The sequence below is a fragment of the Proteiniclasticum aestuarii genome, assembly GCF_017368455.1.
Taxonomy (GTDB): Bacteria; Bacillota; Clostridia; order Clostridiales; family Clostridiaceae; genus Proteiniclasticum; species Proteiniclasticum aestuarii.
The window spans coordinates 22,324-44,290 of the sequence record NZ_JAFNJU010000005.1 but is presented as its reverse complement, the minus strand read 5'-3'; the positions used below and the strand labels follow the sequence as shown (position 1 = coordinate 44,290).

The window sequence follows — 21,967 nt, the reverse complement described above, 5'->3', positions numbered from 1 at the left end:
GCCTTGAACACTTAGTGGCTTAATGGTAAACGGTAAGCCACGTTTCATCAGTCATCTGATTATTGAAAAAAATCCATACAATCTATACGTGAAACCCCTCATAACTACTCCGCGATCCCATCCAGAAGACTAATTTGCTCCATCTCTTTGAAGTGATAATTAACCATTTCAAGATTCTCATTCACTTCATCCTGATAGTCTGAAGAAGTTTCCTCCTCCACCGTCAGATATTCCATGGTTCCTGTGGTATTGCCCATGATCTTCAGCATGAAGATCACCTTGAACTGATTCATGATGGAGTTCTGCTTCAGATCCGTGAGACAGATCAGCTGTGTATCATACTTATTCGCAATCTCAAACAGAGGCTTCAGGAGATGCTCTGATGAAATGGGACCGAAAGGATTGTCCATAAGCAGCACTTTCGTGTCCTTGATCTTATGGTACTCCTGAATCAGCTTCTGGCTGTTTCTGGAATAGGACATAAGGGCCACCATGACGGCAAAGAAAGATACGAACCGCTCTCCCCCGGAGTTTTCCCTCATGACCTTCTCCCAGTCCTTCGCCTGACTGTGCTTTGCATTGACATCGATCTTGAACGCCTTGATTCTGAGATCTGACAAGTCAGACACCACATTAAGCAGCTCCTCGCTGGACATGAATTTCGCAATCATATCTCTCAGGTCCTTCTTCGTCTTGCCGCTCTTCAACTGCTGCTTCACTTCATCGGCTCTCTCTCTGATGTACTGCCTCATGGCCTCAAAGCCCTTCTCCTGTGGGGCCAGCTCCTTCAGAAGGATTTCTATCATCTTCACCTTTCTAGTGCGCCCCTCCAGCATGATGCTGGAATCATCGGCCACTCTGTTCACGTGGTCATAGATTTCTCTTGCCATGTTATAGCTCTGGATGACCATATCTCTGAAATTATCCTCCATCTTCTCAAGCTGCAGCTCGTTCATATGAATCAGCTGATTGAGACTTTCCAGATGATTTTCCGTATGCTCATACAGATAGTAGTACTTCTCATAATCTTTTTCTGCCTGACTATGCATTTTCTGAAACGCTTCTAGTATAGAACTCAAATTATGGTTCTTCCCCTGATACTGGTAATTCAGATTCTGATATACTGACTGCACTTCACTTCTCTGCTCACTCATAAGCTTCTTCAGCTGGCTTAGTCGTCTTCCCAGCTCTTCAAAGCTCTCACTGGCATTTTTCTCCGGAATCCATTTCTTTATTGCTTCCGCACGGTTCCTATCAGGCATAATGAGTTTTATCCGGTCTCGCAGTCTTCTGTATTCATCGATTCTGCCGTTTGAATCTTTCACTTTCACTCTGATGATTCTGATTGCTGTTTCACACGCAGCGGTTCTTTCCACATAATGTCCACGAATTTCTTCCTTATCCAGTGGTTCCGGCATCATTTTCTGTAGCTCAATTAACTTACCTTCAAGTATTCCTGATCTGCGGGCAGCCTCTAGACTGGCTTCTTCGAGTTCTTTCTTACTTGAAGTGAACTTTGGCTTCAGGTTCTCCAGATTCTCCTTTATCCTCGCCTTTTCCGATAGACTAAATGACTTCCCCTTGTACTCCTCTTCAGTTATTCCTGTATCCTTAAGCTTCCCTCTGGCCTTATCCAGTCTTTTATGCAGTTCCTCTTTCTCGCTGGTGAGCCTGAGAACATTACCATCCAGCGTATCTTTGTATTTCTTAAGCTGTACCAGAAGCGATGAAAGAGTCCCTTCCACAAGGGGTCTCTCTTCGAAAGATTCATAGACTCTGGCCTCACTGGCTTTTGCTTCCTCTACCAGTTCCATTTTATAGACTTCGTTACGCTCACTGATAACATCGCTTTCCACTTTCTCAAGCTGTCTTCTTAACACTTCCATGTATCTTTCCAGCTCTTTCAGCTCATCCTCTCTGCTGCTCTTCTCCCTGAAACCACGTTCATACTCTTCATTCTCGGAAAGGTGCAGTCTGAAATCCTCCAGATTTCTTTCCTGATGTTCCCTGTTTTTCTCTTCTAGGGTTCGTTTTTCCATCAGGTCCCTACGCTCTATCTTCAGATTTCTCAACCTGACCCGAAGCTCCTCTTCCTTCTCTATCAGCTTCCTCAGCTTTTCGGATAACGCCTCTTCTTCAAGCCTTGCTTCCTTGAGCCAGTTTTCCGTATACCCGAAGTTTGTCGCTATGGACTCATCTGCTCTTATGCTCTTCAGAAGCTCCTCATAATGCTTTCTGCTGGCTTCTTCGCTTTCCAGCCTCAGCATCAGATCCTTTTTATAGGACTCGATTCCATCACTTTCAAAAAGTTTCCGATCCGGATAGCAGAAAATACTCATGCCTTTTCCAAGATCGATGGATACTTCTCCGTTTTCACCGTCACTTTCCAGAGACTGATACAGCATCACGGGTATGGGCTGCAGAAGCGGTCTCAGAGGACGATGATTCTTCACTTTCAGAAGCTCCTCTTCCGTCATAAGAAATGCATAGGGGAGCAGCGGCAGTGACTGCATCAGTTTTTCTCTGATTTCAGCGGTCTGCCTCTGAAGATAAGACTCTCCCGTCTCGAAGATGATGCCGCTGTTCATGAGAAAATCCCAATACTCATTGGATACATGGAGAATATTGTTCTTCATAGCGGATTCACGTTTTCTAAGACTTCTGATTTCCTCCTTATGTCCATCCAGCTTCTCCTGATCGGACAGGAGGAGTTTCTGGAATTCCAACGCTACATATTGCTGATCAAATCGCTTCACACTATTCAAATTGTACTTTTCAAGGCAACGGATAAAGATTTCCTCTTTCTTGAGGAAGGTCTCGATTTCCTCCTCCTTCTTCTTGTGTTGGAGTCTTGTTATCCCTTTCTCTTCCGTGATTTCAGGAATAGATCTCTGTATGGCTTCCTCTTCCTCATTCCGATTGGCGATCTCAGCATCCAGTCTTTCTATCTCTCCTATGGCGTCCTTCATAAGCTTTTCGAGATGCTTTTCCATTCTGCCCGTTTCTTTCAGATCCAGTCCACCCATGAGATTCCTCTGGAAGACCATGCGGATCCTTGCAGAAAGGTTCTCCTCTTTCTTCTGATACTGTTCTATTCGATTTTTGAGAGAAAACACTTTTTCCTTGAGTGTACTCCGCTCTTCATCCTTCTGGTTTATCTTCTCTTTCAGTTTCTGCTGTTCTTCTTTAAGTGATTCTGCCTGGACCCTTTTACTCTCAAGCTTCTGCCTGAGATTTCTCAGTTCAGCCTCATAGGCAAGCTTAATAGAGTAGGACAGCCTTTCGATCATCATCTGATCCTCAGACTGGTCCTCCAGTCTTCTCAGCTCCGTTTCTACACCCGCGAGCTTTGTCTCCATCTCAAGAAGTTCTTCATGAATCTCTGCCGCATCCATCACAGCCATGGTGTGAAGAAGACGTTCCTTCTCTGCGCTCAGCTCCTCAAAAACCTTCTTCAGCTCCTCTGCCCTCTTTCTGCTCTTCTCATACCTGTTTTCAGCTTCATAGTAATCATGGGAGATTTTCTCCTGACTGATACGCGACTTCTCTCTTTCCTTAAGGTCCAGTTTCACAAGATCTTCTTCAATGGACTCGGATATCCTCAGAATCTCCTCTTCCAGATACCGGTCCAGAGAAAGAAGCTTTTCTTCCACCTCCACCTGATCTCCATAGGTGGAAGCGACCTTTCGCACCTCATCGCTGATTTTTCTGAGATTGTCCGAAAAACCTTTCAGAAGGTCTCTTTCCACCATGTATTCTTCGTTGTCGATCATGGTTTGAGCCAGATTCCCCATCATTTCATGAAGACTCTGGGATTCTCTTGTGTCATCAAAAAGCACTTTGTCCACAGTCTTCAAGATCCAGTCTCTCATGAGCTGCCTGGAAGTCTTGCACTTTTCGAAAATCTTTATGATGCCGCCTTCTTCAGAGTTTATGGGTACCATTATGGTTTTCCATTCATCGCTGTTGATGTTGAAGCTGAGAAGATGCGCCTGATAAGCTTTCTTCTCGTGCTCAGGAAATGCCGAAACCACATTCGGGCGTTCCCTGCGCTCCGCCTGGAGCAGATCATAGGACTCCTTAAAGGTCCTTATGATCACTCTGTTGTCCGATTTTTCCACCAGCGGAATTCTCAGGATGTCAAAGGTGTCCGGTCTTCTGTAACTGGTGGTAAAGGTGAAGTACCTCACATAGTTTCCCTGTTCTTCCTGATCCTGAAGATGTCTTTCCTTGTTTTCCATACAGATACCTGTGGTAAGATACCCTCCATCACCATCCAGTTTCCACTCGATTAGGATATAGGACGGCAGCCTCTTCTTTACGAAAAAGTCGCTGATTTTTCTCTTCTGGAGAGTCTGAGCAGGAAGAATCGGCTGCATGATGGCCTGAACCAGGACACTTTTCCCTCCCCCGTTCTTGAGACTCATCAGCGCATTTTCACCCTGATGGAAATTGAACTGTTCATCCAGAATCAGTCTTTTATCGCCATTGTAGGAAAAATTAATGATACGGATCCGATTAATTTTCGGCATGGTGCTCCTCCTTGAAAATCTTCTGAATCTCTTCTACGCGGTCATCGTTCAGGTAATAGTGCAGCATGAGATCGTCCAGCTTGTTCGTTGTACGTATTTCCTTCTCATTTTCTGAAATGCGAAGAAGTCCTTCCTGCTGGAGAAGCCTCATGACTCTCAGAAGAAATCCCATCTTCGTGGTCAGTCTGCTTCCTTCCTCATACCCTTTCTTGATGTCCCAGTTCTGGGCGATGTTCATGAAGTTCATGTTGTATTCCTGCTCCAGCTCTTCCGTCTTTTCAGGATGCTCTAGGCAATCTCTGGTTCTTCTATCCATCTCCTCCATGATGGACACCAGGGATAGAAACTCTCTCTGTTTGGGATCACGGTTTTTCCCGCCATAAAAGAGATTGAAGATCACCGCAACGATGTAGTAGGCAAGAAAGGCATCCGCCTGCCTCACATTGCTTCCAAGCCAGTCCCTTACATCCTTGTTCCGAAACCCCAGAAGCTGATTCTCCGTGGAAGGGATCAGATAGAGGATATTGTTTATGCGAAGCACCTGTGCATCCAGTTCCTCCGTCATGGCGTGGAGAACCTCCTGAACGCCGGATTCACTGATGTAGCTCATGAACAGGTCCTTATTCCCTGTTCTTTCCAGTTTTCCTTCTTCCATCATCACCCGAAGAATCTGAGAGGCTGTTCTAATATTCTCCAAGACTTTTCACCACCTTTATTCGTATGTTGTCCAGCTCAATCTTATTTCGGATGAGCATGCTTTCTCTTTGTTCTTCCAGAATCACCTCAAAGCTTTCTCCTTCAATCTTAGAGAAATGGATCTCATTGACCTGCTCATAACCGAATCCACCCTGGTTCAGCTGATAGAGGAGTGCATCAATATTGAACTCACTGGTGGGATTCCCGAGAAAAGTGCTTTTAGACCGCCTCCAGGCTTCCACATCCAGTTTCTCCAGCTCATAGAGCTTGAGCATGGTGATGAAGAGAAGATTCCCTTCTATGAGACGCGCCCAGGTTTCTTCTTCCTTCTTCAGTTCCTGGCAGAGGGTTCTGAAATCTGTCTCACCGCCCTTCTCCATGGCGATTTCAGCAATGCTCTTCATGATCTTCAAGTAGCAGAGGTTAGTCTTCTCATTCTGTGTCTTTTCCAGATCTTCCTGAAGCTCATCCATAAGAAATCCCGCTTCAGGTGCCTCGTCCTGGTCTATCAGTTTTCCTTGGCGCTGATAGAATAGACTGATGGGCAGATGACGCACCGGCTCCACGTGGAAAAGAGGATTGAAGAGTCGCCAGAGGTTCTTCACGGATTCTTCTCCAGCAGTTTCCATTCGCCGAAGTATCTCCGCTTCAAAGTCATAGCGCTTCTGACGGGTGTACTGAAAGCTTTCCGCCAGTGTGGATTTCAGGATCTGATAGGACCCTTCTCTCTCATTGATGAGATTCATCTGCTCTTTCCTGGCGGAAGCCAGGTTCTGATTGATTTTACCGAGCTCCATCTGCGCCTTTTTCAAATCCTCCGTCAGCTCTCCCCGGAGGCTATATTCCATCTTCAGCCTTTCTTCGGACTTTCTCACCATCCCTAATATTTCCCCAAGCATTTCGTATTCATCCCGGAGAAGCTTATAGGTGCTGTTGATAAGCTCATCAAACTTTGACAGATCCAGCTCCAGAATGTTTCCCTTGGCGGTCTGAATGAACTGCTCCAGATCCCTTTTCTTCTGTCTGACCATCTGCACCAGATTATTGCTCTGCTGAAGGGCCTTCTTGTAGTTCTTGCGCTTGATTAGTTCTCGAAGCTTGAACTCCTCCACAGAGAAGCTGATTTCATTATCCACTTCCTTGGTTCTAAAAAGAAAGTCGTACCCCTGATCCGTCAGGGAATAGATGCTGACATATCCTCCTGGACGGTCTTCCACCTTTTCATCCAGAAGCTTAATTCTAAGCTCCGTCCATTCCTTTGTCTCATAATTCATCACCGGATAATAGGTGTTTTTCCCATCAAACTGCAGAATGGTCTTCACGATGTATTCACTGATCGGAAGAGCCATTTCCGTGGGACTGGGATACTGATACTCCTCTATCATCAGCTGCTCGACAAATGCGGCAATAGCCTTCATGGTGCACTCTTCTTCCTCTGTGAGGGTTTTTTCCATGATGAAGACGAGGACCGAAAAGATCAGGTTTTCAAACTGCCTGTCTCCGACGGGCGATTCCAATTCAGATTTCTTATTTCTTCGATTGATCAGGGCATCCACCACACCGATGAGCTGCATCCGCCTGTGGAATCCTTCCAGAAATTCATACATGGCTGTTTCCTTTCATATGTGACTTAAACGTCGAATAGTTCAGTATTTCCTGAGGTATATAGTACCCCCCTTCCAGAATGTCCAGTATCTTCTTCTGATGGTCTTCTGAAAAGAGAGCAAGAAAAGCAGTTAGATCTGCTCTTGGCATTCTGTGATCTCTGGTCATTGGATACTTCATGTTCTCACCGAGCGAAAGCATCAGTTCATAGGCTGGTGTAAGTAGCGACATCTGGATTTCCGGATTCTTCTGTTTCGCTTCCTGAAAGATGGAGATCCCCTCATAGTCCAGGTCGCCGAAATAATAATATCTGTGATCGCCTTCTCCCAGCACCTCTTCACTGTATTCCCGCAGTCTTCCGGACTGCCTGGTAATCTTCTTCCCTTCTCCATACAGAAGCACCTTGAAATCATTACCGAAGAGACGCACCTTGTCCTCTTCACGCATGATCTTTCGCAGCGTGTACCAGGTATCCTTATTCTCCACAACCAATATGTCTCCTTCAGGAATATTCGGATGGATGTACTCGAAAAAGGGCTCAGGCGTGGCATAGATGTTCAGATCCTCCCAGATGAAATCTCGAAGATGAAAACAACTGCTGAACTTCTTCTCCACGGATTTCAGAAGCTTCTCTTTCCCGAAGATGGAGAAGGACCTTTCATTGATGGACATGGGCGTCTCCAGCTCTTTTGCTCTATGCCATAGGAAGTCACTGAGCGCTCTGATGTCCTCCTCCTGTTCCCGATAGCTTTCCGGATGATCCAGATAGTACTGATGGTCGAATTTCCCATGCAGCAGACGGATCTGTCCATAGACATCGGAATAGTCTTTCTCATTTCTTACAATGCGATACCTGTTATATAGCACTGGTCTTCTGCCATTGAGTCCAGATGATTTTACAGGTTCAAGTAGACCTTCTGAGACCAGCTGGGTCACCTCATCCGCAAGAAGGCCATAGGGTAAAATGATCTTCTCCATGAGCTCTGCAGCACCTATGATCTTTTTCGGAAACTTTTCAATATACTTCCTTACTTTCATATTATCCTCCGAAATACTAATTCTCTTTCATTATATCAAAATATTCACAAATATAGCTGTGATCAAATCAAAACATATAAATGAATGAATTCATAGCTTAAAGTATTTTCATTTAGAGAAACAGATTCCTGCTAACGAATCGATTGATCTAGGCTTATTATGATGTTCTCATCCAGATCCAACCATCATATCTCTTCTGTCTATGGATGTGGCAATTGGATGACGACTTTTCTCAGTTTACTGCTCTGAATGTTCTATAATTTGTGAGATGAACTTCATCTGATTAATCGTATCAGTTATAAACACACGTAAACACTCGCGAGTGTTTCGAGTGTTCTCATAGGTTTCTATACTGTCATTTATGTAGAGCGAAGATAGATTATACTATCCATTACAAATATAACCACATGAGCATCTGACTCGCCTACTGCAAACATTCCATTCTGGCACTGGGTCGGATGTTGGACAGCATCCATTGTCAGCGTGTTGCATCTCATCTATTGCTGAACTCAAAAAGAGGAACATCTTCAAATACGATGTTCCTCTTTTTAAGTTTAAGTTTATTTCAATGCTTCTGCTGCATGACGTCCAGCCTCACGGCCAAAGGTCAGGAAGCACATGATGGCAGTACCAGAACCTGGGTATTCCTTGTACAGAACACGTCCTGATGCAGTCTCTCCCGCTGCATAGAGTCCTTCGATGATGGACCCGTCTTCGCTGTAGACTCGTCCCTGAAGGTCTGTATCGATACCGCCGAAGGTACCTGAACTGCTCATGCCCATATACAGCGCGTAGTATTTCTCTCCTTCAACAGGTTTCATGAAGGATGCATCCTTGCCGAAGTCCGCATCCTCTCCAGCTTCTGCCAGTTCATTGTATCTGGTTACGGTCTCGCTGAGCTTCTCAGCACCGATGAGTTCACTTAACGCTTCCACAGAGTCTGCCTCAAACGCAAGTCCCATTTCCATGGATTTCCCGATGCGGTCATTGTACTCAGTTGTAATGGCGTACATCTCATTGATGCCATGATCCATGAGAATTCTGGTTCTTGTGAAGTGGAAGACAGATTCATCCATGAAACGTTCTCCTTCAGGATTCACAAAGAGGCCCTTGAATTCTTCACCATACCCATAGTAGGTTCCACCATTTACGGTCAGATTGATGCCAGCTTCTCTCATCAGAAGCTTTGCACCTACAGCCTTGGCCATGGTGATACCGTCACCGGAATTCCCCAGGCCTACATTGCTGGTATAGTTTTTCAGGAAAGGAATGTAGGTCTCCATCATTTCTTCATTGTGATTGAATCCGCCAGTAGCCAGAATGACTGACTCCGCTTTTATTGTAATGTCATCCTTGTCAGGATTGGTCGCTTTAATACCGATGACCTTGTCTCCTTCGGTCAGAAGCTCTACCGCTGGAGTTTCATACAAAATGGTTCCACCTGCTGCAAGAAATTCTTCTTCCAGAGGGGTGATCATGCCTGCACCGGATAGGTTTGCTGTATAGTGTCCTCTGGCAGGACTGATGGTGGAATGCAGAGGCTCGATGTCATCAGCGAACTCAACGCCATGCTCGATCAGCCATTCCAGGTTTTCATTGGACTTTTCTGCAATGAGTCTCACATAGTCCTCATCCACCTGATTCTCTCCGACCTCCATGAGGAAATCACCAAAGGCTTCTGCGCTGTCCTCAATCCCATGGGCCTTCTGGATGTCCGTTCCAGCAGCAAGAATCTTTCCACCGGATCTCGTGGTGCTTCCACCAACAATAGGCATCTTTTCCACCAGTATTACTTTCGCGCCCAGCTCTACAGCCTCCATGGCAGCAGATAGTCCTGCGATGCCTGCACCCACAACAACGATGTCCGTTTCATGCGTAACGACTTCGCCTTCTGTTTCCTGGCCTGCTTCCGCTTTCTTCAGGGATTCGATATCTGCTCCTGCCGCAATGCAGGCATTCTCGATGGCTTCGAGTAGACCTTCGGACGTTACGGTCGCTCCAGCCACAAGGTCAGCCGTCAGGCTCTGCTCTTCGAGAACTTCTTTTGGAATCTTGTCCACAGGCGCTTCGAAAATCCCTAGAGATTCTTTATGGTCCAGCACCTCGATCTTCTCAATACGGTCTGTGGTGAAGGTGACGGCAACTTTGATTTCTCCATTGTGACCTTTTCCAGTTCCTTCAAAGGTTCCTTCTGTAAAGAGGCTTTCAGCGGCGGTGCCTGGCGTTTCCTCTGGGGCTTCGTTCTTTGCGCCACAGCCGGCACTCACAAGCATCATCATGGTAAGTAGTAGTACAATCAGTTTCTTCATAATTCCCTCCTGGTTCGTTATTTCACAAACAAATTGTACTAGATTTTATTGCTTTAATCAATATGTTTTAAACGTTTTGTTTAATTATTTTTATTTCTATCTCGTATTCAATGGAACATCTGCTTTATTCTACCCTTAATCGATATTTAAATGCTATTTTTAAGTACTGAAGAAGACCTTTCAAATATACTGAAGAAAATCATGCTATACTAATAACAAAACAAGAACTTTCAAAGGAGCCGCCATGAGAGAACTCAACAGTGTAGAAGAAAAAATACTAGATAGAACCTTGTACCTTATTGGAAAAACAGGCACCTTAAGCGTGCCTGTACGTGCCATCGCAAAAGAAGCTGATGTGAACGTGGCTTCCATCAATTACTACTTTCGCTCCAAAGAAGAGCTCATCAACAAAACGAAAGAGTTCTATATCGAAAATGTAGAGTCCACCATCGAGCCTCTAGAAGATGACACACTCACTGACATGGAAAAGCTGAAAGCTTTCTCAGAACGTGTCATGGACTACTGCATCCGGTTCCCAGGGATCACCATCCTCTCGAAGGAAGCCCGGATAGCAAAGAACCCGGATTCATTATTTAAAGAAATTGTTCGTGTGACAGAGAACATGAATCAGCTTCTGGATCAGGTTCTCGCAAGAGCTTTTAAACTTAGTCCTGAAGACATTGAAGTGCCACACACGATTCTAATTGCAAGTATTGTCCATCCACTGGAGAGAATCGTCGCTGAAGATAAAACCGATCACTATTTACTGGATCAGGACAGGCGCAGTGGGTATATTGATGTTGTAATAAAAATGATTGGGGATCTGCCTAAGCATTTGAATGCCATGAGGTAGTTTATTACGGGTCCAACATACTCACTCACTTTATATTCCCTTCCAATCGAGAAACCATCACACTGCTATAAAATCATTTGAAAAGAGACCCATCCGATATCTCTAGTAAACATGAGATTGGAAGGGTCTCTTTCTGTTCTTCTAAAATGGTCTTAAGAATAATAGATCTGTCAATAGAAAGGGTAGGCAGCTCAATCAACTTCTAGCCATTGAAATTAGCTATAACAAATGATGCTAGAACTGAAGCTCTGAAGGAAGTGCTGAAAAGTATAAACCTGTATCATACGAAACACGCCTATCTGAAAAGCGATTCTCCTTCACTTCGGAAAACCGCTTTTCTTCATCAGATTGCTTGATTATACCTGAATATGAGACGTCACCTTGTATCAAAATGTCTCCATCCAGTGGTTTGTGCAACACTTAGATTTTTTTGTAGTATCTCACGAGTTGTGCTATTTCTCTCAGCCTTTCATAAGCATGACTGTAATACTCCTTGTATGAACTGCAGAAGTAATTCTGACTGATTGTTCCATTTTGAACATAATGGCGCTTGCACCCTGATCTGCACAGCTTCAAGTAACTGCAGCTTACACACTCCTTATTTTTAGGATAGGATTCATTCACGAACTGAAGAGCTCGATCCTTCTTCTTCAGCGATGAAAAATCATCCTGTGTAATATTGCCCAGATTCCACTGATCCAGCACATAAAAGTCACAGGGATACATAGAGCCATCAGCTTCTATGACTGTATTCACAGAACATACCCCCGCCATATCACAGCTCTCAGGGGAATAACCAAGAATGATCTGGATCAGATTATCAAACATTCTGACACTCACAGGTATATTCTGTTCATGGTTCTGTGCCCGTGCACATGCGGATATAAGCCTGTTGTAAAACTTGCACGGCTGGGGACACAAACCGTATTCTGACAAAAAGTGTTTCTGAAAGAGATACCTTCCTCGGATGCAAAACGGTCTAAAAACGGAGTTTTTGCTGCGATATTCCCAAGATGCCCCATACTGTCACTTCGCATCTGATCTGGATTAAATATAATGATATGCGGTTTCTTCATTTTTGCCTCCTTACCTGTATATAAAACTGTATTTCTGATAGCTACATAACATATCCTTTATTATCCGATTATTGTCACCCTGGTATCAGTTTTTACACTTCAGATCTACCGCAATGACACTATGTGCAGGAATACTCAGTATCAGCTCCGAATCCATCTCCATGATTTCAGGAATGAGCTCGGATTCCCCATGAAGAAGCTGAAGCTCTCTCTCTTTCAGATACTCCGGTTCTCCAAGCTTCACCCAGAGCTTTTTGGGATTTGCATGATTCTCATCGATTCGATACACAACCACATTTTTCAGGGTGCAAACTGATACAGCCATTAAAGATATCGTCTCCTCACGAATCGCTTCTCCTGGAATCGTATGATTATAGAAAATGATTCGGTACCCTGAATCTGTTTTTGCTGCAATTGCCTCCACTGTGGCATGTGAAACATCTGAAGAAATCCCCACTCTCCGATCTCCGAGTCCATGAAACAGCTGAAAGACTCTATGGGATGGCTTTGCAATCCCATAGCAGGTCTGCAGTCCGAATCCACCATGAAAGGCCCCTGGCAGCTGTCCGCTCTCTTCAAAAATATCCGAGAAGGTCCAATAAGAATATCCTTGAACCAGTCCATCCTGATCCGCCAGTGTCTTGGCAATCATGGCAGCGGCAAAGGGTTCATCCCGCTTCGCATCACCTTGCATGGCAGAGGTGTTCCACTCTGTGAAGTACACCGGATAGTCGCCAGCTTCTTCACGAACCCTTTTTGCCATCTTCGTCAGTACACCACGTTCATAGGTGCGGTTTCCAGCCAAGTCCGACTGAAAAAAATCCATGATATCCATGCCTGATTTCCAGAGAGGATCATCTGTAGGGTAATGATGGGTTGTAATGAAATCCAGGGGAACATCATGAACGCTGCAAAAATCCACCGTATCCTTGATCCAGGAATTACAGGAGGTAGCTGGGCCACCGACTTTCAGCTCAGGATGGACTTCTTTGATCGTCCTTGCTGAAACTTCGTAGAGTTTAAAATACTCATCCTTCGTTCCATCGAAAAAGAAGAACAGATTCGGTTCATTCCAGACCTCAAAAAACCAACTTTTAACTTCTTCAATCCCGTAGCGGTCCACAAGATGCTCCACGAATCTTCGAACAAGCTCCCCCCACATCTCATAAGATTTTGGCGGAGTGATATTTGCTTTATAATGAAAAATCGTTTTGTCACCTCGGGCAATGGCAGAAGGCATAAAGCCCAACTCAATAAAAGGTTTCATGTCAATCCTGAGAAGAAAATCAAAAATATTATCGATGTTGGTAAAATTATATACAAGTCCGTATTCATTGCCCTGATGATCTTTTTTCATGAGAAGTGTACTCATCCGATCATCGAAAATGCCATGAAACCGTACATATTGAAACCCCAGTTCGTCGTGAGCCCGCTTCAGCTGTGTTCTGTAATCCTCTCTCAGTGCCGTATAAGCATTGCAGCTGCCGATGCAATGTTCCCAGTAGTGCGGAAATGGATGTAGCTGGTCACTATGTAATGTAAATCTGATCATTTTTCTCCTGCCTTTCCATTCTGTCCTTATATAGAATTATTTTAGAATGTGAAAAATTATTGTTCTTTAGGGATTCTGATAAGTTCACCATTCATTTTCTTCACCGTTTCTTCCGAGAGAACGCTTTTCATTTTATTACAGACCCAGAGTAGGGTAACCACTCCAGGCACAGCACGTTCGGCAAGTTTCGGCGCGAACTTTTTCACAATATTCCAGGCTGCCTCGTTGGCCATTAAGGTGTCTAATGAATCCAGGATGGAAAAGAAGTTCTCTGGAAAAACATCCACCTCACCCTGTTCCTGAGTAAACCAGTTCTTCACATTGATTTCCGGGTGAGGATCTACAAAGACGTAAGAAGGGTCAGGCTCCTCTACTTTCACAAAGACAACCTGGTCTTCCTCTCCATTCTGATACGCTCTGATGATGTTCTGCCCCGGCTTTAAAGCTACATTCTTGAAGATGAATACAACACTTCCAGAAACTGGTTCCATCTCAACACCATTGACGGATACTGTAACTTTAGATAAATTGGAATACACTTTAATATCCATCAAATCTTCATGCCGGTTTATGAACCGCTTTTCACAGATATGGATAAAAGGTTCCTTGGACCAGTTGGCCTTGTAGAAATAAAACGCATCCTTCCTAATTTTTCTGTCAAAAGTGACCAGGCCCTTACAGTTTTTCCCCTTGGTTCCACCTTCATCTCGTATAGCGCTGCCAAAATCAAACATATTCCAGAGAAAACTGCCCCAAAGATAAGGCTTGTCGCTGATTATCCTGTAGGTCTCTTCATGATAGATACTCTGAAACTCTTCCGTATAATCTTTCACTTTCGGCCGTTCAGAATGGAAGGCAAGGTTGGCATCTGCACCATATTCTGAAATCCCCAACGGAACCTGGGGGTTATCTTTATGAAACTCTTCAATCCACAGTTTAAGATCTTTCGTCTCTCCATAGTACCACCCGTAATAGAGATTATATCCTGTCATGTCGGTGATCTGATTCAGCTGGCTGGAATTTTTGACATAGTACATGTTGGCACTGGCAGTCAGTGCCTTAGGCAGAATTTTATGCACAGCATCATTCAGTTCATCCACAGATCTGTACATACTGATGGACTCCCCGCCCATGGCAATCTCATTCTGAATACCCCAGAAACATACGGATGGATGATGACAATTCTGCAGTACAAGCTCTTTCAGCTGTTCTTCTGCGTTTTCCAGAACGCTTTGTGAATCCGGCATGGACATCATTGGAATTTCAGCCCAGACAACATATCCTTCCTGATCACAGAGATCATAGACGAGCTGATCATGCTGATAATGAGAGAGTCTCACAGCATTGGCACCGATTTCTCTGATCAGATCAAAATCTCTTCTTATGACCTCTGGTGTCACCGCATTGCCATAGCCTTCACAGTCCTGGTGTTTTGCTACACCGTTGATCCGCAGATGTTTTCCATTGAGATAGAAACCATTTTCTGCATGGAGAGAGCACGCCCTGAATCCGAATTTCAGGCTGACCTCATCATAAACTGTATCTTCTCCCACAAGCTCTGCTTTCAGCTCATACAGGCATGGCTTCTCTTTGCCCTGCCATAGGTCTGGTCTCTCCACTTTCATTGAAATGTGTTTTTCTGATGCATCTGCAATTTTCGTCTCTATGGTTTCATGATTCTCATCAAGAACCGACACCTGAACCCTGACACCTTCATCACATTTCGCATGCAGCTCCAGATGAAGGATTCCATTTTCTTTCTCATCCACTTCGCTTCGAAGAATCACGCCACTGGTGCCATAATAACCCAGATCAAAATGGTTTTTATCTGTGCAGATCAGATTCACACCTCTGTAAAGTCCACCGTAGATCGTGAAGTCTCCCGCCAAGGGTGAGACATCTTCTGTAGGACTGTTGTCCAGAAACACGGTCAATTCGTTGTCATCATACCATCTTACCAGCTGGGTAATGCAGAATCGGAATGTAGAATATCCTCCACGATGCTCTCCAAGATAAGTGCTGTTTAGATACACCTGACATACGGAGTTTGCTCCAAGAAATTCAATGTATATCTCCTGGTCCGCATGCTTACTTCCCAAAGAGAAATTCCTCTGATAGACATACTTCCCCCTGTCATTGTTGTCATCTGCATTCCAAGTATGGGGCAGATTCACCACCTCGTGGGATGATATCATGTAACTATTATTCTCAAGTACTGTATTTGCTTTTTCAAACATCCATCCTGTATTTAATGGATATATTTCTCTCATAATTACCTCCGTATGACTATGCTCATCCACCAAAATCTGTCATAAAACTGAAGATTCTTTTATACTGACACGAAAGAGACAAGGCATGGATTGCTTGTCTCTCCTGGTATCGTATACGCCTTCAATGTTCTAAGATTTACTTATGGAATCTGCTAGATTATCATCCATTGCTCTTAAAAGTTCAGCTTGAATATGCTCATCAAAATCTCTATTCATGAACATCTGGAAGTATCTATCCTTAAATGCCTGCCAGGAAAAAGTTTCCTTGCCAGCCATGATGGGATAAAACCTGATGTTGTTTTTTTCGGCTGCTATATAATCACCGATGGCATCTCCGACCATGATGCTATTTTCATGCCTGTACCCTGAATCAATGAGTTTTCTGATGCATTCACTTTTGGTTCCATCATTCTGTGCAAAAAAATACTGCACCAGATTGTATAATCCACTCGTCTCCCATTCCTCCTGAATCGCAGATTTGTTCGCAGAAGATACCACAGCTATATCCGCCATCTCTCCGATTCGCACCATTGCTTCTCTCACTCCCTCAAAAGGAAGCGCCAAGGGCAGCGAAGTTATAAGCACATTCACTCGTCTAGACCACGCAAGGGCTTTGGATAAGATCTCGAGACCGGTTTTATCATATTCCTTCTGCAAGGATTCCGGTGATAGAACCTTCGTATTTTCAACCCATGCGGTAAAGCTCTTAAGTTCCATGGGATCGGAAAGCTCCGGGTAGTAGGATAAGATTGCAGAAAGTCCCTGAAATCTGTTGATTCCTCTGGTTTTTGTATAGAGATTCAGTTGATTCCACAGGGTAAGGATCTCCTGATGCCTTTCATCAGGAACATCCCAAATCTCAATCAACGCAGGTCCAAAGGCTTTTTCATGTTTTACCGTCATGGAATCTATGGCGCAGCCATCAGAATCAATGCAGACCAAGTATCTGTTTTCTTTAAAAGTACTCATTTATAACCTCGTTTCCCACCTGTTGCAGAAATAATGTTCCTTAACATCTCCAGTGAAGCTGGACTTCCCGCAGAGTTTATCCACGGTGGCTCTGATATGATCTCTCGAACTGCCAAAGGAGTTGATGAATGTCTTTACCTGAGGTATATCAATCAGATGATTTGTATAATTCAGGCTGATACCGATGGTAGGTACTTCTGAGATATACCAGGGCAGTTCCACACTGTGATGCTGACTCCACTTAACGCGGACAATATTTTCCTGAGCATAGCCGCTGATATTGAATACGACCAGAACCAGATCGTACTTTTCTTTGAACTCTTTTCTGCTGGTTTTGTTCAGCATCTTCACAAAATTCATCATGCCTGGACCATTTTCCGCTTCCAGATCATAAAAGCATGGTGCCAGTTCCACCTGGAATCCAGCTCTTTCGAGCTCTTCCACCATAACAAGTCGTTGAGGGTCTGGTCTGTAGGCGATGCTTGTAGGCGCAGACTGTACGTAAACCAGCCAGACCTTCTTCCTCTTATCTGGATCCACTGGAATCAGATTTGCCGTATCCTTTACCAGAGTCACGCATCTTTCTGCTGCCAGTTTTCTGAAGTTCTGATGCTCCTCTGTATTCACGTTGGTATAGAGAAGCTCTTTTTCAGGGATGGCCACACGTTCATCGGTCAGATTGAGCTTTGCTTTCAACCCTAGAATTCTTGTGACCGCATCATTAAGGCGCTCTTCTGACAGGATGTTCTTTTCAATTCCATTCTTGATAAATGCCATGTCCTCATCCAGATCATTTGCAAATAAGATCATATCACAACCTGCAGCCACCGCCAGAGGCAGCGCCTCTTCTCTACTCTTTACTGCAGAAAGTCCGATCATATGGGTGGCGTCTGTAAGAAGCAGACCATTAAATCCCATTTCTCCTCTGAGAAGATCTGTTAGAAGCTCTGGTGCGATGGTGGCCGGCATGATTTCTTCATTTTTAATACCCGGTCTTAGTTTTCTGCTCATTTCAGGTAACCCAATATGGCCTACCATGATGGTTTCAACACCATCCTCTATGAGATTTCTGTATACTTTGCCAAATGTGTCGTTCCATTCATCTACGCTCAGATTATTGATTCCGAATACCAGATGCTGATCGAGTTCCTCCACACCATCTCCTGGAAAATGCTTGATGCAGCAGGCCATGTTGGGATTTCCATCTTTCACGCCTTTGATGAATGCTCTGGTGTTTTTCAGAACTACATCTGCATCAGAGCCAAAACATCTTGTGTTGACAATGGTGTTTCTCCAGTTCATGTAGATATCTGCCACCGGATTGAACAGCCAGTTGCAGCCGATGCTTGTCGCTTCACGTGAGGAGACCAGTCCCATATGATAGGCAGTATCAGGGGACTCATGGGCTGCAGCCTGGGCAGCTGTTGCTACAAATGTTCCTTTCTCAGGTATACATCCATTGCCACCTTCATCACAGTTTGCAGCAATGAGCAGTGGTACTGTAGAGAGCTTCTGATACGTGGTGTTCTGGAGATGGACTGTTTCCATATCTCCTCCCTGCCAACGCAACCCACCTTGGTGATATTTCATCAAGGTCTCTTCAATTTCTTTTTCATCAACACCAGGTTTACTCTTCAGCGTAATAAACAGCTGACCTATTTTTTCTTCCAAAGACATTCCAGAAAGTGTCTCTGTGACCCAAGTGATTTTTTCTTCACTGAGCAGATATGGTTTCGTTCTTAAATTGACCATCATAATCTCCCTACATTTGTAACGCTTTCAAGTTCTATTCTTTTTTCCTTCGCTTCCTTAATGCGTGCTCTTTGTCTCCTTCGTAAAGCAGGAATCCTTTCATTGGCTAAAAAAGCAAGGAATCCGATGAACACCAGCATATTGATGACGGTATTCAGTGAGTTGGAGACTTTTAATGCTACCATTCCAATACCAAAGAGCTTTATGGTCAAAGAAGCACTGATGATCCCCACGGCGATGTTCGTTCTTCGTGCCAGATAAGTCCCGAGAAACATCGGGAAAGTCATGGCGATCACTGCACTGTTGCTGGTCATGCCGAGCATCGGTGCAAGAGCTCCAGTGAAAGAAGCACTGAACACTCCTGAAATCGCAACCAGTCCCCCGGCCAATGTGTAACAGATCACAACATGTCTGAACACATTGATTCCAGATGTCTTCGCGATCTTCTGAGAGCCTCTCATCGCTTGCATCTCATATCTGAACTTTGTGAATGTGAATAGGATAAAAACAAACAGTGTGCCCAGCCCAAGAACCAGCAGTGTAAAGTTTGGGTTCACAAGCATTTCGATATCAGGAACACCAAAGAGCTGTAGCCCTTTTCCATCAGAACCTGCAAAAGCCAGGCTTTCATAGATCATGGCCATGCCAAGACCTAGTATCACAGGTGGGACCCTGAAGACACTAAACACCATCCCAACACCAAATCCTGCCAGGAGTCCCATGAGAATTGCCATGATAAGCAGTCCAATGCCATTAAAGCCAAGACTCACAGCGATGTTGCCACCAATGATGGTGGCTACAAGTCTCTGAGCTCCTAAAGATAAATCAAATCTTCCACTGCCTAGATTTAAAGACAAGGCAAAAGCGATGACCGCTGTGACTCCGAGATCTCGTACTAAGTTCCGGAGGTCCAGCACCGAAGAAACCAGATGGCCTCCAGTCTGTGCATACACCAGCAGTTCCATGAAAAGACCAACAGCCAGTGGTACTGAAATTAAATAGATGGCCTTATTGACGAATTGTTTAACATTCAATTGCAGTTCTCCTTTACACTACCGTCTTACTTCAGTCCACGTCTTTCCAGAATGTTTTCCGTGGTGAAGTTTCGGCTTGTTTCCATAAGCAGATCATAGTCTGCAGCATCGTTATATTTTTTCAGAAGGGTTTTGATCTCATCGGAGGTGTACACATACATCTCATCGCTGGTATCCAGCTGCTCCAGTTTGCCGTATGCTTCTGCGCCACTGGCAACAAGTGGTCCTGGCGCCATGGTGATGGCCTTGCCTTCCGGCTTGAAGGCATCCCCATGTCCAGTGATGCCGTTATAGAGAAGGACTACACCATAAGCATCCGAAGCGGATCCGGAGTTGATGACAGCACCATCCAGTGTAGGGTTTCCTGTGGAGTCCAAGGTGCTAAATGCCTTCTTGGTATTTTCTCCAAAGTTTGCCTGACAAAGAAGCTTGACATTCTTGCCCAGTGCTTTTTCCACTTCGTCGATGGCGGTGCCGAAGGTTTCAGCTGTAGGATACACAGAGACGATGGCATCATAATCTCCTGTCTGCAGCAGTCCTGAAACACCAGAGACATATCCGTCCATATTGGGGAATCCTGGCACGATGGTAATCTTCACTTCCTCATTACCCGTGCTGATCTCCGTGGTGGCATTCAGTGTGGCAAGTTCTGTGATGTCCGCATCATAAGTCAAATCAAATTTCGTCTGAAATGTTTTGAGCATGGATTTTGTTGCTTCACGATGAGATGCAACGCCCATGGCGGAACCACCGGAAATCACAATGAAATTCGCAGGTTCAGCAGAATCAAACTGCGCATCCATCAGTTCACCATAGGCATCTGCAACCTTGCTTAAATCAATTCCGGTAATGCCCATGTAGGTCGGAACTGCGGCTACTTCTTCGTAGAGCGTGGAAGATACCACTGCGGTATACACACCAAGCTCGTCTGCTTTGGATACCAGCTGCTCCGTCCCGTCTGTAATAAGAGAAAGTAACCCGTCAGCGCCAGCTGCGTATGAGTTCTCAAGGAACGTCATGAGCTGCGCTGTATCAGAAATAGCCTCCGAAAAGATGAAGTCAATGCCCAGCGCAGGTCCCAGATGATCCTCCAGATAGGTCATTCTCGTCTGAGTTGTTGCATCGATGGCATTCCAGGCTACAGCGATGGTGATGTTCTCTTCTTCTGATGGAGCAGGTGTCTCATTTCCTGCTTCCGGTGAGGAAGGAGCAGACGGTTCCGGCGTCTCTTTACTCCCACAGCCTGCAAGGCCTACCACCATCATCATGGCTGCCAGTAATAATGCAATTTTCTTTTTCATTTCATTTCCCCCAATATTTATATTTCGTTGTCTGGTAATCGATCCGGCCGTTTCTGACCTGCAAAGATAAATGTCAGAAAGAATATTCCTCTGACCAGTTGAAGAACTGTTGGACTGATACCTACCATAAGTAATCCATTGTTTAAGAGTGTGACAGTAACCGCCCCAAGGGCTCCTGCATAGATATAAGATCTTGTTCCGCCAAACACAGACATGCCTCCGAGGACAATGGCTAGCACTACATCCATATTAAGGCTTGAAGCCGTTCCAACACCTATGGTACCCGTTCTGATGCCCGTCATGATGGCCGCAAGACCGATTCCTATACCCGATACAGCGAAAGCAATCATCAGGTACTTGTTCATGAAAATTCCGCTCTGCTCAGCACAGATCTTATTTGATCCTAGAAACTTTATGGAACGTCCGATTCCAGTAAAGTGAAAGAGCACCGCACACAGAATGAAGTAAGCCGCAAAGGCTATGTAATGAAAATTCGCACTGGTAAGCGCCGATGTCATCTCATAGGGCAGTGTTAAGGTTCCAGCACCCAGTATTGTCTGCAAAATTGCCTGGAATAGAACCATGACCACTATAGATACAAACATGACAGAAACTTTCAGCACTGTACTCAGTACTGCTGTTGCTACCATAATCAATGTAGCGACAACAATCGCAGAAAGAATCATCACAGGCACGGATTCTGTTGCAAGGTATGCCTTACTCATGATGGCAGCTGTTATTGCAGTGGTAGCTCCAAGAGCAATACTCACATTCCCCGTTCCAAATATAAACACCGCACCAGTTGCCACCGTACCAATGATTATCGCCTGGGTGACGATGAGTTTGAGATTTCGAACATCTCCAAATTTTCCATCCGTAGCGATATTGAATCCAATGGCCATGACAGCCAACAGAAAGATCGGCATCAGACGAATGAAGAATTGCTGTTCATTTAACCGTTTTAATTTCTCCTTCATTTC

At 44.7% G+C, this 21,967-nt stretch carries 15 protein-coding genes; 1 reads left to right on the top strand and 14 read right to left on the bottom strand.

What is annotated here, in order from left to right; translation table 11 throughout:
- Positions 1 to 104 precede the first annotated feature (104 nt).
- The 5 genes from J3A84_RS07475 to J3A84_RS07455 form a co-directional block, all read right to left on the bottom strand.
- A complete protein-coding gene (locus tag J3A84_RS07475) occupies positions 105 to 4,532 on the bottom strand; it encodes a coiled-coil domain-containing protein (protein ID WP_207599393.1) in 4,428 nt (1,475 codons plus the stop codon).
- Positions 4,519 to 5,229, bottom strand: a complete 711-nt coding sequence (locus J3A84_RS07470; RefSeq protein ID WP_207599392.1) for a DUF6063 family protein — start codon at positions 5,227 to 5,229, stop codon at positions 4,519 to 4,521. The genes J3A84_RS07475 and J3A84_RS07470 overlap by 14 nt, the downstream gene beginning before the upstream one ends.
- Positions 5,216 to 6,835 carry a hypothetical protein gene (locus J3A84_RS07465; protein ID WP_207599391.1) on the bottom strand — a complete coding sequence of 540 codons (1,620 nt, stop codon included), beginning with the start codon at positions 6,833 to 6,835 and terminating at the stop codon, positions 5,216 to 5,218. Before J3A84_RS07465 ends, J3A84_RS07470 begins: the two co-directional genes overlap by 14 nt.
- Entirely contained in the window at positions 6,828 to 7,871 is a 1,044-nt protein-coding gene (locus J3A84_RS07460) for a Wadjet anti-phage system protein JetD domain-containing protein (RefSeq protein ID WP_207599390.1), read from the bottom strand. The genes J3A84_RS07465 and J3A84_RS07460 overlap by 8 nt, the downstream gene beginning before the upstream one ends.
- A gap of 560 nt (positions 7,872 to 8,431) precedes the next feature.
- Positions 8,432 to 10,180 carry an FAD-dependent oxidoreductase gene (locus J3A84_RS07455; RefSeq protein WP_207599389.1) on the bottom strand — a complete coding sequence of 583 codons (1,749 nt, stop codon included), beginning with the start codon at positions 10,178 to 10,180 and terminating at the stop codon, positions 8,432 to 8,434.
- 244 nt (positions 10,181 to 10,424) lie between these two features.
- Here J3A84_RS07455 and J3A84_RS07450 point away from each other — a divergent pair, with 244 nt between their 5' ends.
- A complete protein-coding gene (locus J3A84_RS07450) occupies positions 10,425 to 11,033 on the top strand; it encodes a TetR/AcrR family transcriptional regulator (protein WP_207599388.1) in 609 nt (202 codons plus the stop codon).
- A gap of 420 nt (positions 11,034 to 11,453) precedes the next feature.
- Here the strand turns inward: J3A84_RS07450 and J3A84_RS15510 are convergent, their stop codons facing one another.
- From J3A84_RS15510 to J3A84_RS07405, 9 genes are all read right to left on the bottom strand, one after another.
- The gene (locus J3A84_RS15510; RefSeq protein ID WP_425350739.1) at positions 11,454 to 11,807 is read right to left on the bottom strand and encodes an SPASM domain-containing protein; all 354 of its coding nucleotides are present in this window, start codon (positions 11,805 to 11,807) and stop codon (positions 11,454 to 11,456) included.
- A 62-nt stretch (positions 11,808 to 11,869) separates the two neighbouring features.
- Positions 11,870 to 12,109: a sulfatase-like hydrolase/transferase gene (locus J3A84_RS07440; RefSeq protein ID WP_207599386.1), complete on the bottom strand. Its 240-nt coding sequence runs from the start codon at positions 12,107 to 12,109 to the stop codon at positions 11,870 to 11,872.
- Positions 12,110 to 12,194: 85 nt separating this feature from the next.
- A complete protein-coding gene (locus tag J3A84_RS07435) occupies positions 12,195 to 13,661 on the bottom strand; it encodes a GH39 family glycosyl hydrolase (protein ID WP_207599385.1) in 1,467 nt (488 codons plus the stop codon).
- 56 nt (positions 13,662 to 13,717) lie between these two features.
- Complete coding sequence (locus J3A84_RS07430) at positions 13,718 to 15,931, bottom strand: glycoside hydrolase family 2 protein (protein ID WP_207599384.1); 2,214 nt, start codon at positions 15,929 to 15,931, stop codon at positions 13,718 to 13,720.
- Between the two features lie 129 nt (positions 15,932 to 16,060).
- Positions 16,061 to 16,900, bottom strand: a complete 840-nt coding sequence (locus J3A84_RS07425; RefSeq protein ID WP_207599383.1) for an HAD family hydrolase — start codon at positions 16,898 to 16,900, stop codon at positions 16,061 to 16,063.
- Positions 16,901 to 18,577, bottom strand: a complete 1,677-nt coding sequence (locus tag J3A84_RS07420; protein WP_425350738.1) for a glycoside hydrolase family 3 protein — start codon at positions 18,575 to 18,577, stop codon at positions 16,901 to 16,903.
- Positions 18,578 to 18,651: 74 nt separating this feature from the next.
- Positions 18,652 to 19,686, bottom strand: coding sequence for an ABC transporter permease (locus tag J3A84_RS07415; protein WP_207599381.1), 1,035 nt, complete (start codon positions 19,684 to 19,686; stop codon positions 18,652 to 18,654).
- 26 nt (positions 19,687 to 19,712) lie between these two features.
- Positions 19,713 to 20,987 carry a hypothetical protein gene (locus J3A84_RS07410; RefSeq protein ID WP_207599380.1) on the bottom strand — a complete coding sequence of 425 codons (1,275 nt, stop codon included), beginning with the start codon at positions 20,985 to 20,987 and terminating at the stop codon, positions 19,713 to 19,715.
- A 17-nt stretch (positions 20,988 to 21,004) separates the two neighbouring features.
- A complete protein-coding gene (locus J3A84_RS07405; RefSeq protein ID WP_207599379.1) occupies positions 21,005 to 21,964 on the bottom strand; it encodes an ABC transporter permease in 960 nt (319 codons plus the stop codon).
- Positions 21,965 to 21,967: the final 3 nt, after the last annotated feature.

Bases quoted from the DNA above. Each gene is read 5' to 3' on its own strand.
- J3A84_RS07475 (WP_207599393.1), bottom strand. From the start codon at position 4,532: ATGCCGAAAATTAATCGGATCCGTATCATTAATTTTTCCTACAATGGC.
- J3A84_RS07465 (WP_207599391.1), bottom strand. From the start codon at position 6,835: ATGTATGAATTTCTGGAAGGATTCCACAGGCGGATGCAGCTCATCGGT.
- J3A84_RS07460 (WP_207599390.1), bottom strand. From the start codon at position 7,871: ATGAAAGTAAGGAAGTATATTGAAAAGTTTCCGAAAAAGATCATAGGT.
- J3A84_RS07455 (WP_207599389.1), bottom strand. From the start codon at position 10,180: ATGAAGAAACTGATTGTACTACTACTTACCATGATGATGCTTGTGAGT.
- J3A84_RS07450 (WP_207599388.1), top strand. From the start codon at position 10,425: ATGAGAGAACTCAACAGTGTAGAAGAAAAAATACTAGATAGAACCTTG.
- J3A84_RS15510 (WP_425350739.1), bottom strand. From the start codon at position 11,807: ATGGCGGGGGTATGTTCTGTGAATACAGTCATAGAAGCTGATGGCTCT.
- J3A84_RS07440 (WP_207599386.1), bottom strand. From the start codon at position 12,109: ATGAAGAAACCGCATATCATTATATTTAATCCAGATCAGATGCGAAGT.
- J3A84_RS07435 (WP_207599385.1), bottom strand. From the start codon at position 13,661: ATGATCAGATTTACATTACATAGTGACCAGCTACATCCATTTCCGCAC.
- J3A84_RS07430 (WP_207599384.1), bottom strand. From the start codon at position 15,931: ATGAGAGAAATATATCCATTAAATACAGGATGGATGTTTGAAAAAGCA.
- J3A84_RS07425 (WP_207599383.1), bottom strand. From the start codon at position 16,900: ATGAGTACTTTTAAAGAAAACAGATACTTGGTCTGCATTGATTCTGAT.
- J3A84_RS07420 (WP_425350738.1), bottom strand. From the start codon at position 18,577: ATGTCTTTGGAAGAAAAAATAGGTCAGCTGTTTATTACGCTGAAGAGT.
- J3A84_RS07410 (WP_207599380.1), bottom strand. From the start codon at position 20,987: ATGAAAAAGAAAATTGCATTATTACTGGCAGCCATGATGATGGTGGTA.
- J3A84_RS07405 (WP_207599379.1), bottom strand. From the start codon at position 21,964: ATGAAGGAGAAATTAAAACGGTTAAATGAACAGCAATTCTTCATTCGT.